This is a genomic window from Streptomyces amakusaensis, from assembly GCF_039532665.1.
In the GTDB taxonomy this organism is placed as follows: domain Bacteria; phylum Actinomycetota; class Actinomycetes; order Streptomycetales; family Streptomycetaceae; genus Streptomyces; species Streptomyces amakusaensis.
In genome coordinates this window covers 165,293-180,685 of sequence record NZ_BAAASB010000001.1, presented here as the reverse complement: position 1 = coordinate 180,685, position 15,393 = coordinate 165,293, and the positions used below count along the sequence as shown (strand labels likewise).

Sequence of the window (15,393 nt, the reverse complement as noted above, 5' to 3'; positions counted from 1 at the left end):
CACGCTAGCGCTCGCACCGCCCGCCGCGCGAGAAACATTCGGCCGACGGGGGCCGGGCCCGGTCGGCCCCCGAGGGCGCGGAAGGCTCAGCGGGCGTTGAGCACCTGCGCCACCACCGGGCCCGCCGCGTCGCCGCCGTGCCCGCCGGCCTGGACGACCGCGGCGGCGGCGAGGTCGTCGGCGTAGCCGGTGAACCAGCTGTTGGACTTGGACTGTCCCTCGACCTCGGCGGAGCCGGTCTTCGCGCCCTTGACGCCGGTCACCGAGGCCATCGCGGCCCGCCCGGTGCCCGCGCCCCGGGTGGTCGCGCCCATCATGTCCCGCAGCGCCCCGGCGACGGCTCCCGGCAGCGGCTCGGCCTCGGCCAGCGGCCGGTCGTCGAGGGAGGCGGGCACCAGGACCGGCTGCTTGAAGGCCCCGTTCTTCGCGGTCGCGCTGATGGACGCCATGGTGAGCGCGTTCATCGTGATCCTGCCCTGGCCGATGTACGAGGCGGCCGTCTCGGTCCCGGAGGACGCGGGCACGCTGCCGTCGAAGCTGGGGACGCCGGTCTGCCAGTCGAGGCCGATGCCGAAGTACTTCCGCGCGGTCTCGCCCAGCGCGGTGTCCCGCGCCCCGCTGCCGAGCGGGGTGACCGCCTTGATGAAGGTGGTGTTGCAGGAGCGGAGGAAAGCGTCCCGGAAGGTGGCCTTCGGGATGTCGAACTTGTCGAGGTTCTGGAAGTTCGCGCCCGCCCAGCTCACCGTCGCCGGGCACTCCACCTTCGCGTCCGGCCCCTTGACGATGCCCTTGTCGAGCATCATCGCGGCCGTCACGATCTTCATCGTGGAGCCGGGGGCCTGCGTCCCCATCATCGCCGCGTTGAAGCCGCCCGCCGGGCTGCCGGCGACGGCCCGGATCTCCCCGGTGCTGGGCTGGATCGCCACCGCGGACGCCTGTCCGTACCGCTTCACCGCCCGCTCGGCCGCCGCCTGGACGTCCGCGTCGAGCGTGGTCCGCAGGGTGCCCGGCCTGCCCTTGTGCAGCGGCAGCAGGGTCTGGTTCGCCACCCCCTCCAGGGTGGAGGAGAGCACCAGCCGGGTGGCGGGGGTGCCGCCCGCCTCCTCGCGGCCGTACCGCTGGCGCAGGGAGCCCAGGACGGTCGAGAGCGAGGGGTACTTCTCCTTCGTCAGCGGCCGGTTCTCACGGTCGAGGGCCTTGAAGCCCGGGGCGGCCGACTCGTCCAGCTCCAGTGTGGTGGTCTCCGTCAGCCGGGGGTGCAGCACGGAGGGCTTCCAGTCGACCAGCGGCCGGCCGGTCGTCCTGCCGCGCACCACGGTCAGCTCGGAGGAGTACGACCAGGGCTTGCTGCCGTGCTGGTGTGTCACCGTCGCCTCGACCGTGAACGGCACCTTCGCGCCGACGGGCGTGCCCGGGGTGATCACCGCCTTGGAGACCTTGGCGTCCTCGCGGTAGCCGTCGAGCCGGGGCTCGGCGTCCACCGGCTTGTTGGTCAGCTGGGACGCCTCGGCGGTGCGGCCCTCGGCCCAGGCGGCGAGGAAGGCGGTGCTGGTCCTCTCGATCTCCCGCGCGCTCGGCGGACCCGTTCTGATCTTCTCCGCCCGGGGGGCCTCGCGGCCGTCGCTCCCGTCGCTGAGCATGGCGTAGCCCCCGTACCCCACGCCGCCGGCTATGACCAGGAAGACGCCGCCCACGACGGCGACCTTCGCTCCACTCCGCATGGCTTGCAGCCCCTCTTCGACACCTCGACACCCCATCCTTCTTGAACACGTTCAAGAAGGAACCGGCCCGTGAACCCTACGGGACGCGGACGCTCCCGGGGCAGCCCTGTTACGGGACCGGAACCTATGCGGCGGCCCGCGCCCGGCGTGCCTGACCGTCCGTCATCCCGCAACTGTCGGAATATGGCCAAATGGCGAAAACAATGACGAAGGGCGAGTGGCACACGTTCGTCTCGGAGGGCACCCGCACCGCGAAGCTCTCGACCGTACGGGCCGACGGCAGCCCGCACATCGCTCCGGTGTGGTTCCTCCTCGACGGCGACGAACTGGTCCTCAACACCGACAAGGAGTCGGTCAAGGGCCGCAATCTGATCAGGGACGGCAGGGTCGCCATCTGTGTGGACGACGAGACCCCGCCGTTCGCCTTCGTGACCCTCCAGGGGCGGGCGGAGGTGAGTGAGGATCAGGAACAGGCCCTGCACTGGGCGACCCGGATCGCGGCCCGGTATCTGGGCGAGGACGTGGCCGCCGCGGTCGGCGCGCGCAACAGCGGCCCGGGTTCGATCACCGTACGGATCAAGGTCGCCAAGGCGGTCGCGGTCTCCGGGCTCACCGACTGAACCCGCCCGTCCGCCCGGCCCCGGCATCCGGCGCGGGTCCGGGCGGACGGGGGATCAGACCCAGGTGTCCAGCCACATCCGGTCGCGCCACTCCTCCACCGGGATCGGCGTCCCCGTGTACAGCGGATAGAAGTAGATGAAGTTCCAGATGATCAGCAGCACCAGCACCCCGGAACCGATCGCGCCGATCGTCCGCCGCCGCTCGTCCGACCCCGGCGGGCCCAGCATCGCGCCGATCATCATCGCGACCGCCAGACAGAGGAACGGAACAAAGACCACCGCGTAGAAGAGGAAGATCGTGCGCTCCTGGTAGAGGAACCACGGCACCCATCCCGCCGCGATACCGCAGGCGATCGCGCCCGCCCGCCAGTCCCGCCGGAAGGCCCACCGCCACAGGATGTAACAGACCGCGAAGCACGCCGCCCACCACAGCAGCGGCGTCCCCAGCGCCAGCACCTCGCTCGCGCACTTGTCGGCGGCGTCGGCGGGACAGCCGTCCTCGCCCGCCGCCGGGTCCTCGTAGTAGTACGAGACCGGGCGGCCCAGGACGATCCAGCTCCAGGGGTTCGACTCGTAGGTGTGCCCGGACTTCAGATTGACGTGGAAGCTGTAGACCTCGGTCTCGTAGTGCCAGAAGGCGCGCAGCGCCTCCGGGACCCAGGTCATGGAGAACTGGGGCAGATCGATCTGCCCCAGCAGCGGCAGGGTGACGCTGTCGGGCGAGAGCCCCTCGCGGCCCTTCGCCCAGTCCCGGAAGTAGCCCTTGTCCGTGATGAACCAGCCGGCCCAGGAGGCCATGTACGCGGCGAGCGCCACCGGCACCGTCGAGACGAAGGCGGGCACCAGGTCCTTGCGCAGCACCGCGCGGTACGGCCGCACCGCGCCCGCCGTGCGCCGTGCGCCGACGTCCCACAAGACCGCCATCAGGCAGAACGCGGCCATCACATAGAGGCCGTTCCATTTGGTGCCGGCCGCCAGGCCCAGCATCACGCCCGCGGTGATCCGCCAGGGCCGCCACCCCAGCCGCAGGGTCTGGGCGATGTGCGCGTCCGGCCGCAGCACCCCCTCCTCGTCCTCCGGCAGCGCGGCGGCCAGTCCGCGCCGCGCCCAGTCCCGGTCCAGCACCAGCGCCCCGAAGGCGGCCAGGACGAAGAACATCAGCACCAGGTCGAGCAGGGCGGCCCGGCTCATCACGAAGTGCAGCCCGTCGACGGCGAGCAGCGCGCCCGCCAGACAGCCGAGGAAGGTCGAGCGGAACAGCCTGCGGCCGATCCGGCAGAGCATCAGCACCGACAGGGTGCCGAGCACCGCGACCATGAAACGCCAGCCGAAGGGCGTGAAGTCGAAGAGCTTCTCGCCCAGACCGATGATCCACTTGCCGACCGGCGGATGGACCACATAGCCGGGGTCGACGGGGACGGCGACGGCCGAGGGGTCCTTGAGGATCGCCTTGTCGATGTCCTTGGGCCAGTTGCCCTCGTACCCCTGGTTGATCAGCGCCCAGGCGTCCTTGGCGTAGTACGTCTCGTCGAATATCACCTGGTCCGGCTTGCCCAGGTTCCAGAACCGGAGCAGGCCCGCGACCAGCGCCACCAGCAGCGGCCCCAGCCAGGCGGAGGCCCGCAGCAGCGGTGCCACCGCCGAGGGGGCGATGCCGAGGACGGGCCACAGCCGGGTCGAGGGGCGGACGTAGGGCGGCACCAGGCGCTCGCGCAGCCCGATCACGGCCGGGGACGTGTAGCCGAATCTGCGCAGCCGCTGCTGCCGGCCGGAGGGCGGCGGCTCGGCGTCCCTGCCCTGGTGGGTCTGTGGCGCGGTACTGGTCACCGCGCCATCGTAGGGAACGTATGTATGCGAGGTGCGCCTCCGTCCCCACGAGGACCCCACGAGGACCCCATGAGGGCCCCCACGAGGACCTCCGGGACCGGCCGCCGGACCGACCCCCGCCACCGGTGCGGGACAATGGCCGGTGTGACCACTGAGCCCCGCGACACGCCCCCCGGCCCCCCGGCCCCCGCCGACCGTTCCGGCTCGTCCGGTCTGCTGGTCCTCGCCGGGACCCCGATCGGCGACGTCGCCGACGCCCCGCCCCGGCTCGCCGCCGAGCTGGCCGGAGCCGATGTCGTCGCCGCCGAGGACACCCGCCGGCTGCGCCGGCTGACCCAGGCGCTCGGCGTCCAGACCAGCGGAAGGGTCGTCTCCTACTTCGAGGGCAACGAGTCCGCGCGCACGCCGGAGCTGGTCGACGCCCTCATCGGCGGCGCACGGGTGCTGCTGGTCACCGACGCGGGGATGCCCTCCGTCTCCGACCCCGGCTACCGGCTGGTCGCCGCCGCCGTGGAGAAGGACATCAGGGTCACCGCCGTCCCCGGCCCCTCCGCCGTGCTCACCGCGCTCGCCCTCTCCGGGCTCCCGGTGGACCGCTTCTGCTTCGAGGGCTTCCTGCCCCGCAAGGCGGGCGAGCGCCTCACCCGGCTCCGCGACAACGAGTCCGAGCGCCGCACCCTCGTCTACTTCGAGGCCCCCCACCGACTGGACGACACCCTCACCGCAATGGCCGAGGTGTTCGGAGCCGATCGCCGCGCCGCCGTCTGCCGCGAGCTGACCAAGACGTACGAGGAGGTCAAGCGCGGCTCCCTCGCTGAGCTGGCCGCCTGGGCCGCCGACGGGGTGCGCGGCGAGATCACCGTCGTCGTCGAGGGCGCGCCCGCCCCCGGCCCCGGCGACCTCGACGCCGAGGAGCTGGTGCGCCGGGTACGGGTCCGGGAAGAGGCCGGAGAGCGCCGCAAGGAGGCCATCGCGGCCGTCGCCGCCGAGGCCGGACTGCCCAAGCGAGAGGTGTTCGATGCCGTCGTGGCGGCAAAGAACTCCGCTCGACCGACCCCCTGAGACGGTAAAGGGATACCGTAGAAGGCAAAGCGCAGACCGGCTCCGGTGCTCTTTGGGCATGGGAAGCCCAAAGAGCGCACCATTATTCGACAGCGCTGATGCGCTCCCGCCGGAATAGGCGTCCACTGGGTCAGTGGAAAGGAGCAGGCATGAGTGAGATCACAGGCGCCGCCACGGTCCACGAGGCATACGCCTTCGCGTGCATGCGCTGCGGGCACGGCTGGGAGCAGTCGTACGACATCGAGCACCACCGCGACCCCGCCGGGCACGAGTACGTCGTCTACAAGGCGAATGGAGAGCGGGTGCCGTCCCCGCTGTCCAGCCCCACCTGCCTCAACTGCGGGGGGCACGTTGTACGGATCATGCGGGCCGGACAGGTCTCCTCGGTGCTGGACCTGATGGCGAGGACCGCCAGTCCGGCGCGTATCGCGCCCCCGCACCGGGAGGCGATGCCACCGGCCAAGGGCACCGGGGCCGGCGCCGCCGGGGAGGAGTCGCCGGCCGCCAAACCGGCCCACCACTGGCACCTCTCGGATCTGCTCCACCCCTTCCAGCGCAGGTAACGGAAGATCCTCGGCCGGGGTCATGGGCGCGTGCCTCGTAGGATCACGCCCATGACCTCGAAGTCCGACCCGCCGCCGCTGCCCGAACCGCTCCGTGTCCCGGTCGCCGATTCCCATACCCACCTGGACATGCAGCAGGGCACGGTGGAGGAGGTGCTCGCCCGGGCCGCCGCCGTCGGAGTGACCACCGTGGTCCAGGTCGGCTGCGACATCGAGGGCTCCCGCTGGGCCGCCCGCACCGCCGCCGAACACGCCGCCGTGCACGCGGCCGTCGCCCTGCACCCCAACGAGGCCCCGCGCATCGTCTTCGGCGACCCGGACGGCACCGCCCGCCAGGGCGCCCGCGAGGCGGGCGGCGAGGGCGCGCTCGACGAGGCGCTCGCCGAGATCGACGCGCTGGCCGCCCTCCCGCAGGTGCGCGCGGTCGGCGAGACCGGGCTCGATTATTTCCGCACCGGAGCGGAAGGGATCGCCGCCCAGGAGCGGTCTTTCCGCGCCCACATTGAGATCGCCAAGCGCCATGGAAAGGCCCTGGTCATTCACGACCGGGACGCGCACGCGGATGTGCTGCGCATACTCGCGGAGGAGGGTGCGCCGGAGCGCACGGTGTTCCACTGCTATTCCGGCGACGCGGAAATGGCGCGGTTGTGCGCCGACGCGGGCTATTACATGTCCTTCGCGGGCAATATGACCTTCAAGAACGCCCAGCCGCTGCGCGACGCGCTCGCCGTCGCGCCGAGGGAACTCGTCCTGGTGGAGACCGACGCGCCCTTCCTCACCCCGATGCCGTACCGAGGACGGCCCAACGCGCCCTATCTGATTCCCCTCACCCTGCGCGCGATGGCGGCGGTGAAGGGGCTGGACGAGGACACCATGGCCGAGGCGGTGGCGGCGAACACGGCCGCCGCGTTCGACTACTGACCCGTACCGACCCGTACCGACCCGTGCGGCTGTACGGGAGCGCGCGCGTACGAAGGTGACACCGGGTGGCGGAATGGCTTTGGAGAGTCACCACGGCTGCCGATAGCGTCCGGCCCACAGGGCCGTCCCGGGACGACCCGGACCTTACGGAGCGGCGTCGTGAGCCATTTCAGCCCTCAGGGCCACAACGGATACGGGCACGGACAGGGACAGGGACAGGGGTACGGGCCGGGCCACCGGCCGTACGGCCACGGCGAGCCACGCCCCCGGGCGGCCGACGACACCGTCATCCTCACCCCGCGCCCCGGCGCGCCCGCGTACGCCGCCCCGTACCCCGTCCACCCCGCGTACACCCCGCCCGTCCCCCCGCCCTCCTCCGTCCCGCCCTTCCTCCCCTTCTCACGGCGGAACACCGCCCCGCCCGGCCGCACCGAAGGCGGGAGCGGGGCCCACAGCGGCGGCGGAACCGTCATCGGCACCACCCTCGGCGGGACCCTCGGGGGAGGGGGCGGGGGCCGTCGCCGCCGCCCCGCCGAGCGCCCGGAGACCGGTCTGCGCCGACTCGTCCCCCAGGCCCTGGTCGTCGTTATCCTCGCGGGCGGCACCTCGGCCTTCGTCGCCAGCGACAAGGCGGTGCGCCTCACCGTCGACGGCCGCCCCCGCACCCTGCACACCTTCGCCGACCGCGTCCAGGAGCTGCTGGACGACGTCGGCGTCGGCGTCGGCACCCACGACCTCGTCGCCCCCGCCCCCGGCACGGAGCTGACCAGCGGCGACGAGATCGTCGTCAGCCACGGCCGGCCCGTCGTCCTCACCCTCGACGGACAGCGCCGCGAAGTGTGGACCACCGCCCGCACGGTCGGCGGCGCACTGCGCGAACTGGGCGTACGGGCCGACGGCGCGTATCTCTCCGCCTCCCGCTCGGCGGCGATCTCCCGCGCCGGCCTCGCCCTGGACGTCCGCACCGAACGGACCGTGACCTTCCTCGCCGACGGCCACGAGCGCGCCATCCGCACCAACGCGGCGACCGTCGCCGAGGCGCTCGCCGAGGCCGGGATCACCCTCGGCGGCCAGGACACCACCTCCGTACCGCCCGCGAGCTTCCCGCGCGACGGGCAGACCGTCACCGTCAAACGGATCACCGGCAGCCGCGAGGTGCGCGAGGTGTCCATCCCGTACGAGGTGGTCACCGTCGAGGACCCGGTGCTCTTCGCGGGCACCGAGATCGTCGTCCAGCAGGGCCGGGCCGGGGCCCGCCGGGTCACCTACGAGCTGCGCACGGTCAACGGCGTCCGCCAGCGGCCCCGCAAGGTCGCCGACGTGGTGCTGCGGCAGCCGGTCACCCAGCGCGTCCACACCGGCACCCGGCGGATGCCCGAGGCCGTGCCCGGCGCGGACGGCCTGAACTGGGACGCGCTGGCCCGCTGCGAGTCCGGCGGCCGGCCCGCCGCCGTCTCGCCCACCGGGGCCCACGGCGGGCTCTACCAGTTCGACGTCCTCACCTGGCAGGCGCTGGGCGGCCGGGGCCGCCCGCAGGACGCCGCCCCCGCCGAGCAGACCTTCCGCGCCAAGAAGCTGTACATCCAGCGCGGCGCGACTCCCTGGCCGCACTGCGGCCAAAGCCTGTACCGCTGACCCGTACGCTGTATCGGTGAGCACCACTGAGCCCTCCGACGTACTCCTCGGCCCCGCCGACATCCGCGAACTCGCCTCGGCGCTGGGCGTCCGCCCCACCAAGCAGCGCGGACAGAACTTCGTCATCGACGCCAACACCGTCCGCCGGATCGTCCGCACCGCCGGTGTCCGCGAGGACGACGTGGTCGTGGAGGTCGGCCCCGGGCTCGGCTCCCTGACGCTGGCGCTGCTGGAGGCGGCGGACAAGGTCGTCGCCGTCGAGATCGACGATGTGCTGGCCGCCGCGCTGCCCGCCACGATCCTGGCCCGGCTGCCGGAGCGCGCGCCCCGCTTCTCCCTGGTGCACTCCGACGCGATGAAGGTCGACGAGCTGCCCGAGGAGCCGACCGCGCTGGTCGCGAACCTCCCGTACAACGTCGCCGTCCCGGTGCTGCTGCACATGCTGGACCGCTTCCCCACCATCGACCGCACCCTGGTGATGGTCCAGGCCGAGGTCGCCGACCGGCTCGCCGCCGCGCCCGGCAACAAGGTCTACGGAGTGCCTTCGGTGAAGGCCAACTGGTACGCGGAGGTCAAGCGCGCCGGCTCCATCGGCCGCAATGTGTTCTGGCCCGCGCCCAACGTCGACTCCGGTCTGGTCTCGCTGGTCCGCCGCGACCCGCCGAAGACCACCGCCGCCAAGTCCGAGGTCTTCGCCGTCGTCGACGCCGCCTTCGCGCAGCGCCGCAAGACGCTGCGCGCCGCCCTCGCCGGCTGGGCGGGCTCCCCCGCCGCCGCCGAGGCGGCCCTGGTGGCGGCCGGGATCTCCCCGCAGGCCCGGGGCGAGTCGCTGACCGTCGAGGAGTTCGCCCGGATCGCGGAGGCCAAGCCGTGAGCGGTACGAGTCCGGCCGTCAGCGGTGCGAGCCCGGCGGCCCCGAGCGCCGTCACCGTCCGCGTCCCCGCGAAGGTCAACGTCCAGCTCGCCGTGGGGGCCGCCCGCCCCGACGGCTTCCACGACCTGGCCAATGTCTTCCTCGCGGTCTCCCTCTTCGACGAGGTGACCGCCCGCCCCGCCGCCGCCCTCACCGTCACCTGCGAGGGCCCCGACGCGGCGCGGGTCCCGCTGGACGCCACCAACCTCGCGGCCCGCGCGGCGATCCTCCTCGCCGAGCGCCACGGCCGCACCCCCGACGTCCATCTCCACATCGTCAAGGACATCCCCGTCGCGGGCGGCATGGCGGGCGGCAGCGCCGACGGCGCGGCAGCGCTCCTCGCCTGCGACGCCCTGTGGGGCCTGGGCTCCACCCGCGAAGAGCTGCTCGACATCTGCGCCGAACTCGGCAGCGACGTGCCGTTCAGCCTGGTCGGCGGTGCCGCGCTCGGCACCGGCCGGGGCGAGCGGCTCACCGCGCTGGACGTCGGCGGAGACTTTCACTGGGTGTTCGCCGTCGCCGACGGCGGACTCTCCACCCCGGCGGTGTACGGCGAGTTCGACCGCCTCACCGCGGGCACCGAGGTCCCCGAGCCGGCGGCGTCCCCCGCCCTGCTCGCCGCCCTGCGCACCGGCGACCCGGCCGCCCTCGCCGCCGCCCTCACCAACGACCTCCAGCCCGCCGCCGTCTCGCTGCGGCCCTCCCTGACCGCTGTCCTCGACGCGGGGATCGCGGCGGGCGCGCTCGCCGCCCTCGTCTCCGGCTCCGGCCCCACCACCGCCTTCCTGGTCGAGGACGCCGCGTCCGCCGCCTCGGTGGCCGCCGCCCTCACCGCCTCCGGCACCTGCCGCACCGCCCGCACCGCCTCCTCCCCGGCCCCGGGCGCGACCGTCCAGTAGGGCCGACGCCGCTCGGCCACGCGGTTCAGGTGTTCTCTACAACCACCGCAGTAGACGTCAACCGCCTCATGTCCGACCTGGGTTGACGGTTCATGCCCCAAGGGATGATTCCTCCGGCGGCGATACGCGAAAGGGTTGGCCGTACATCTGTACGGGCCCTGTGCGCACCCTGTGCGAGCCCTGTACGTACGCCGACCGGAAGGATCCTCCTTGTGCGCAGCCGACGGTTAGTGCCCCTGATCGCGGTGAGCCTTCTCGCCACCCTGACCCCCGGCCTCGCCTCCGCCGCGACGGCGGCCCCGGCGGCCCCGGCCCCTCCGGCGGCCCCCGCCGTGGCCCCGCCGGCCCAGTACACCGGGCAGACCCCGGACTGGAAGAGGTGTCACACCGCCCTGCCCGCCGACTTCCAGTGCGCGACGATCAAAGTGCCGCTCGACTACGCGAAGCCCGGCGGCAAGAAGATCGACATCGCGATATCCCGGTTCAAGGCCGCGAACCCGGCCGAGCGCCACGGCGTGCTCCTCTCCAACCCCGGCGGCCCCGGCGGCCCCGGGCTCGGCCTCCCGGCGGAGCTGGACGCCATGCTGCCCGCCGCCGTGCGCGAGCGGTACGACCTCATCGGCTTCGACCCCCGGGGCACCGGGCGCAGCACCCCCGTGGTCTGCGGACTGACCCCCGACGAGCGGCCCTGGCCGCGCCCGCACAAGGCGAAGACCTTCGCCAAGGACGTGCAGTGGGCCAAGTCGGTCGCCGACAAGTGCCGTGCGCGGCACGGCGACATCCTCCCGCACATCACCACCCGCAACACCGCCCGGGACATGGACGTCATCCGCGCCGTCCTCGGCGAGAAGAAGATCTCCTACCTCGGCTACTCCTACGGCACCTACCTCGGGTCCGTGTACACCCAGATGTTCCCGAAGCGCGCCGACCGGTTCGTCCTCGACAGCGCGACCGACCCGGGGAAGGCATGGCGGGAGATGGTCCGCGACTGGGGCCCCGAGGCCGAGTCGGCCTTCAAGCGGTGGACGGAGTGGACCGCCGAGCGCTCGGCGACGTACCGGCTGGGCGACACCCCCGCCAAGGTCTCCCGGTCCTTCTGGGACCTGGTCGCCCACGCCGACCGGGAGCCCATCGTCTACGGCGGGATCGCCTTCGACGGCGCTCTCCTGCGGGGCGCGATGCGGCCCGCCGTCTTCGACGCCCGTCACGCGGCCGAGTCCGTCGTGATCTTCAAGGACCTCGTCGACGGGAAGCCCGTCCCGCAGCCGCCCGCCGCCGAGCCGGTGCCCGACGCGATCATCTCGTCCCAGTGGTCCGTGCTGTGCGGTGACACCACCTGGCCCCGAAACCCCTTCACCTACCGCGAGGACTCCCGCCGCGACGCGGCCCGCCACCCGCTCGTCGGCGACCATGTCTCCAACATCACGCCCTGCGCCTTCTGGGACAGGGCCGTCGAGCCCAAGACCAAGGTCGACAACAAGGTCGGCGCGCTGATCGTGCAGAGCGAGTGGGACTCGCAGACCCCGCTCTCCGCCGCCCTCGGCATGCACCGGGCGATGAAGGGCTCCAAGATGGTCACGGTGAAGGGCGGCGAGGGCCACGCCGTCTATCTGCTCAACCGCAGCGCCTGCGCCGACCGCGCCGTCGACGCCTACCTGGCCACCGGCGAACTCCCCGCCGGGAACGTCACCTGCGCGCCCAACCCGCGCGAGGGCAAGGGCAAGTCGGCCGCCGTCCTGCCCGTCCTCCCGCGGTCCCCGCTCCTCCCGGTGACCATCGGCTGATCCCAAGCATCCCAAGCGGTCCGACTTATCACTCCGATGGGCGGGGGGCGGCCCGCGCGGTTCGACGCGGTGTCGTGCCAGCCGCTACGAAGGTCTCGTTCATTCAGTGATCTTCGTGGCGGCGGACGCCGGCTGTGCGGGCCGGCGGGAGCGGCACGGAGGCTCCCCAGGAGAGAAGCACCCTCATGTCCCATGTCTTCAACCGGCTGACGCTGGTCTTCACCGTCCTCACGGCCCTGCTGATCGGACTGACCACCGCCACCGCGAACGCCGCCCCCGGCGACAACTTCCGGATCACCAACAACGCCACCGGCGGCACCCTCATCCCCCAGGACTTCGGGGGCAACTCCTCGGACGACATCCTCATGTACGCCTGGCACGACTACGACACCCGGGGCGGGGAGCAGTGGAACCTGGAGCGGACCCCCTCCGGGTACCTCCTCATCCGCAATGTCAGGACGGGCAAGTGCCTCAAGCCCGGCGGCGACTTCCACTTCAAGACCTCGGTGACCCAGGGCAGTTGCAACGACACCTACGAGTACCACTGGCTGGACAAGGCGAACGTCCTGGGCGACACCTACAAGCTGCTCTCCCGCTCGACGAACAAGGTGCTCTCGCCCTACTACGGCCGGGAGCCCGGTGAGGTCGTCGTCCTGGAGTCCGACAGCAACATCGCGAAGAACTGGTGGTCCATCAACCGGATCTGACCGGGCCGGGGCATCGTCAACTCCCCACCTCGGCAAGGGGCAAGAGTCATTCGTTGTGGTGATTGCGACAAGGAGTCGGCGTTTTTGGCCGGTATGAATCCCTTTGACCGGCACCCTGGGGCGGCAGCCCGGCCCGGCTTCGTCCAGCGCGGCGGTCCGGGCCATTCCCACCCCCGCATACGCACAAGGAGCACGCCCCATGTCGCAGATCCAGTACCCGGGTGCCGACACCTCCGACGAGCCGCAGAAGAAGCGCAACCCCGAGCTGGGGGAGCGCCGCGAGGCGTCCTACATCGAGGTGGAGACGGTGGCGGGCAGCGTCCTCCAGGGCAAGGCGCGGGCCAAGCTCAGGGCCACGCTCACCGATGAGAACAACGAGCCGCTCAAGGGGCAGGCGATCCGCTTCTACGTCCGCACGGGCGGCCAGACCTTCGGCACCGTGAAGACCGACCGCGAGGGCGTCGCGGAGTGGGACACCGGCCAGCACATCAGCGACCCCCAGCTGATGATCACGGCGGCGGTCTCCGGTTACGTGGCCGAGTACAAGGGTTCCGCCAACTACGACGGCGCGAAGGCCATCGGCAGCTTCAACGTCACCACCTGAGCCCCTCCGCTCCGGCCGGCCGCGGCCCCCGTCCGGCACCGAGCCGGGCGGGGGCCGCGGCCGTGGAGTGCTCCGGCTGAAAGTCTCCCGGCCTGGGGTCCCCGGCCGGTGGAGGCTCAGGAGATCCACCCTGTGTACCCGCGCGCTCCCGGAGCGTGTGCGTATGTCCGGGCTCCCACCAGCGGTTTCGGTCGCCGGAGTCACACGGCGCGCCACCGCCGTACGCTGGCCTCCGGAACCGCGATCCCCCGGAGCAGGAGAAAAATGGCCGTCAATCTGGTCAATGTCGAGGCTGTCAGCAAGGTGTACGGGACCCGTGCACTGCTCGACGGCGTATCCCTCGGCGTCTCCGAGGGGGACCGCATCGGCGTGGTCGGCCGCAACGGCGACGGCAAGACCACCCTGATCCGGATGCTGGCGAAGCTGGAGGACCCCGACACGGGCCGTGTCACCCAGAACAGCGGCCTGCACCTGGGCGTCCTCACCCAGCACGACTCGCTCGACCCCGAGGCGACCGTCCGCCACGAGGTGATCGGCGATCTCGCGGACCACGAGTGGGCGGGCAACGCCAAGATCCGCGACGTGCTGACCGGCCTCTTCGGCGGGCTGGACCTCCCGGGCTTCCCGCAGGGGCTGGACACCGTGATCGCGCCGCTCTCCGGCGGCGAGCGCCGCCGTATCGCCCTCGCCAAGCTCCTCATCGCCGACCAGGACCTGATCGTCCTGGACGAGCCCACCAACCACCTCGACGTCGAGGGCATCGCCTGGCTCGCCGACCATCTGCGGTCCCGCCGCTCCGCGCTCGTCTGCGTCACCCACGACCGGTGGTTCCTGGACCAGGTCTGCACCCGTATGTGGGACGTCCAGCGCGGTTCGGTCTACGAGTACGAGGGCGGCTACAGCGACTACGTCTTCGCCCGCGCCGAGCGCGAGCGCATCGCGGCCACCGAGGAGGCCAAGCGCCAGAACCTCATGCGCAAGGAGCTGGCCTGGCTCCGGCGCGGCGCTCCCGCCCGTACCTCCAAGCCCCGTTACCGCATCGAGGCGGCCAACGAGCTGATCGCCGACGTGCCGCCGCCGCGCGACACCAGCGAGCTGATGAAGTTCGCCAACGCCCGCCTCGGCAAGACCGTCTTCGACGCCGAGGACGTCACCGTCCAGGCCGGGCCCAAGGTCCTCCTCAAGCACCTCACCTGGCAGCTCGGCCCCGGCGACCGCATCGGCCTCGTCGGCGTCAACGGCGCGGGCAAGACCTCCCTGCTCCGCGCCCTCGCCGAGGCCGCCCGCACCGGCGGCGAGAGCCAGCCCGCCGCCGGACGGATCGTCGTCGGCAAGACGGTCAGGCTCGCCTACCTCTCGCAGGACGTCACCGAGCTGCCCGGCTCCCTCCGCGTCCTGGAGGCCGTCCAGCAGATCCGCGACCGCGTCGACCTCGGCAAGGGCCGCGAGATGACCGCGGGCCAGCTCTGCGAGCAGTTCGGCTTCGGCAAGGAGAAGCAGTGGACCCCGCTCTCCGACCTCTCCGGCGGTGAGCGCCGCCGCCTTCAGATCCTGCGGCTGCTGATGGACGAGCCCAATGTCCTCTTCCTCGACGAGCCCACCAACGACCTCGACATCGAGACCCTCACCCAGCTCGAGGACCTCCTCGACGGCTGGCCCGGCTCCATGGTGGTCATCTCCCACGACCGCTTCTTCATCGAGCGCACCACGGACCGCACCTTCGCCCTCCTCGGCGACTCCACCCTCCGTATGCTCCCGCGCGGCATCGACGAGTACCTCGAACGCCGCCGCACCATGATCGAGTCGGCCGCCCCGGCCCCCGCCAAGCCGGCCGAGCCGACCGGGGCGACCAGGACCAAGTCCGCCGGCGAGTCCCGTGCCGCGCAGAAGGAGCTGTCCCGCATCGAGCGCCAGCTCGACAAGATCTCCACCAAGGAGACCAGGCTCCACGACCAGATCGCCGAGAACGCCACCGACTTCGCCAGGGTCGCGAAGCTCGACGCGGAGCTGCGCGGCCTGATCACCGAGCGCGAGGAGCTGGAGATGCGCTGGCTGGAGCTGGCCGAAGACTCCTGATCACAGGGTGTGGCGGACCCGGACATCCGGCTCCGCGCGCACCGCGTACCCCCGCCCGGGT

Annotated in this window: 13 protein-coding genes; 11 read left to right on the top strand and 2 right to left on the bottom strand. The window is 72.1% G+C overall.

Annotated features, from left to right (window positions below):
* Positions 1-86 precede the first annotated feature (86 nt).
* Positions 87-1,721, bottom strand: coding sequence for a penicillin-binding transpeptidase domain-containing protein (locus ABD371_RS00760; protein WP_344471469.1), 1,635 nt, complete (start codon positions 1,719-1,721; stop codon positions 87-89).
* A gap of 191 nt (positions 1,722-1,912) precedes the next feature.
* On the opposite strand from ABD371_RS00760, the gene ABD371_RS00755 reads away from it, so the two are divergent.
* Positions 1,913-2,341, top strand: a complete 429-nt coding sequence (locus tag ABD371_RS00755) for a PPOX class F420-dependent oxidoreductase (protein WP_344471467.1) — start codon at positions 1,913-1,915, stop codon at positions 2,339-2,341.
* Positions 2,342-2,395: 54 nt separating this feature from the next.
* Here ABD371_RS00755 and ABD371_RS00750 read toward each other — a convergent pair whose 3' ends face one another.
* Positions 2,396-4,168 carry a dolichyl-phosphate-mannose--protein mannosyltransferase gene (locus ABD371_RS00750; protein WP_344471465.1) on the bottom strand — a complete coding sequence of 591 codons (1,773 nt, stop codon included), beginning with the start codon at positions 4,166-4,168 and terminating at the stop codon, positions 2,396-2,398.
* A 213-nt stretch (positions 4,169-4,381) separates the two neighbouring features.
* Here ABD371_RS00750 and rsmI point away from each other — a divergent pair, with 213 nt between their 5' ends.
* From rsmI to ABD371_RS00700, 10 genes are all read left to right on the top strand, one after another.
* Positions 4,382-5,230, top strand: a complete 849-nt coding sequence (rsmI, locus tag ABD371_RS00745; protein ID WP_344472149.1) for a 16S rRNA (cytidine(1402)-2'-O)-methyltransferase — start codon at positions 4,382-4,384, stop codon at positions 5,228-5,230.
* 149 nt (positions 5,231-5,379) lie between these two features.
* A complete protein-coding gene (locus ABD371_RS00740; RefSeq protein WP_344471463.1) occupies positions 5,380-5,793 on the top strand; it encodes a hypothetical protein in 414 nt (137 codons plus the stop codon).
* Between the two features lie 51 nt (positions 5,794-5,844).
* Positions 5,845-6,714 (top strand): TatD family hydrolase, encoded by an 870-nt coding sequence (locus ABD371_RS00735; RefSeq protein ID WP_344471460.1) that lies wholly within the window; start codon positions 5,845-5,847, stop codon positions 6,712-6,714.
* A 159-nt stretch (positions 6,715-6,873) separates the two neighbouring features.
* On the top strand, positions 6,874-8,349 hold the full coding sequence (locus tag ABD371_RS00730) for a resuscitation-promoting factor (protein ID WP_344471458.1): 1,476 nt from the start codon (positions 6,874-6,876) through the stop codon (positions 8,347-8,349).
* A 16-nt stretch (positions 8,350-8,365) separates the two neighbouring features.
* On the top strand, positions 8,366-9,223 hold the full coding sequence (gene rsmA / locus ABD371_RS00725) for a 16S rRNA (adenine(1518)-N(6)/adenine(1519)-N(6))-dimethyltransferase RsmA (protein ID WP_344471456.1): 858 nt from the start codon (positions 8,366-8,368) through the stop codon (positions 9,221-9,223).
* Positions 9,220-10,161 carry a 4-(cytidine 5'-diphospho)-2-C-methyl-D-erythritol kinase gene (locus ABD371_RS00720; RefSeq protein WP_344471454.1) on the top strand — a complete coding sequence of 314 codons (942 nt, stop codon included), beginning with the start codon at positions 9,220-9,222 and terminating at the stop codon, positions 10,159-10,161. The genes rsmA and ABD371_RS00720 overlap by 4 nt, the downstream gene beginning before the upstream one ends.
* A 245-nt stretch (positions 10,162-10,406) precedes the next feature.
* Entirely contained in the window at positions 10,407-11,945 is a 1,539-nt protein-coding gene (locus ABD371_RS00715; RefSeq protein WP_344471452.1) for an alpha/beta hydrolase, read from the top strand.
* 185 nt (positions 11,946-12,130) lie between these two features.
* Positions 12,131-12,652, top strand: a complete 522-nt coding sequence (locus ABD371_RS00710; protein WP_344471450.1) for an RICIN domain-containing protein — start codon at positions 12,131-12,133, stop codon at positions 12,650-12,652.
* A 199-nt stretch (positions 12,653-12,851) separates the two neighbouring features.
* Positions 12,852-13,256: an Ig-like domain-containing protein gene (locus ABD371_RS00705; RefSeq protein WP_344471448.1), complete on the top strand. Its 405-nt coding sequence runs from the start codon at positions 12,852-12,854 to the stop codon at positions 13,254-13,256.
* Positions 13,257-13,520: 264 nt separating this feature from the next.
* Positions 13,521-15,332, top strand: a complete 1,812-nt coding sequence (locus tag ABD371_RS00700; protein ID WP_344471446.1) for an ABC-F family ATP-binding cassette domain-containing protein — start codon at positions 13,521-13,523, stop codon at positions 15,330-15,332.
* Positions 15,333-15,393 lie beyond the last annotated feature (61 nt).

What these genes read in the sequence shown, in the direction of transcription:
- ABD371_RS00760 (WP_344471469.1), bottom strand. Translation starts at nt 1,721, where the DNA reads ATGCGGAGTGGAGCGAAGGTCGCCGTCGTGGGCGGCGTCTTCCTGGTC.
- ABD371_RS00755 (WP_344471467.1), top strand. Translation starts at nt 1,913, where the DNA reads ATGGCGAAAACAATGACGAAGGGCGAGTGGCACACGTTCGTCTCGGAG.
- ABD371_RS00740 (WP_344471463.1), top strand. Translation starts at nt 5,380, where the DNA reads ATGAGTGAGATCACAGGCGCCGCCACGGTCCACGAGGCATACGCCTTC.
- ABD371_RS00735 (WP_344471460.1), top strand. Translation starts at nt 5,845, where the DNA reads ATGACCTCGAAGTCCGACCCGCCGCCGCTGCCCGAACCGCTCCGTGTC.
- ABD371_RS00710 (WP_344471450.1), top strand. Translation starts at nt 12,131, where the DNA reads ATGTCCCATGTCTTCAACCGGCTGACGCTGGTCTTCACCGTCCTCACG.
- ABD371_RS00705 (WP_344471448.1), top strand. Translation starts at nt 12,852, where the DNA reads ATGTCGCAGATCCAGTACCCGGGTGCCGACACCTCCGACGAGCCGCAG.
- ABD371_RS00700 (WP_344471446.1), top strand. Translation starts at nt 13,521, where the DNA reads ATGGCCGTCAATCTGGTCAATGTCGAGGCTGTCAGCAAGGTGTACGGG.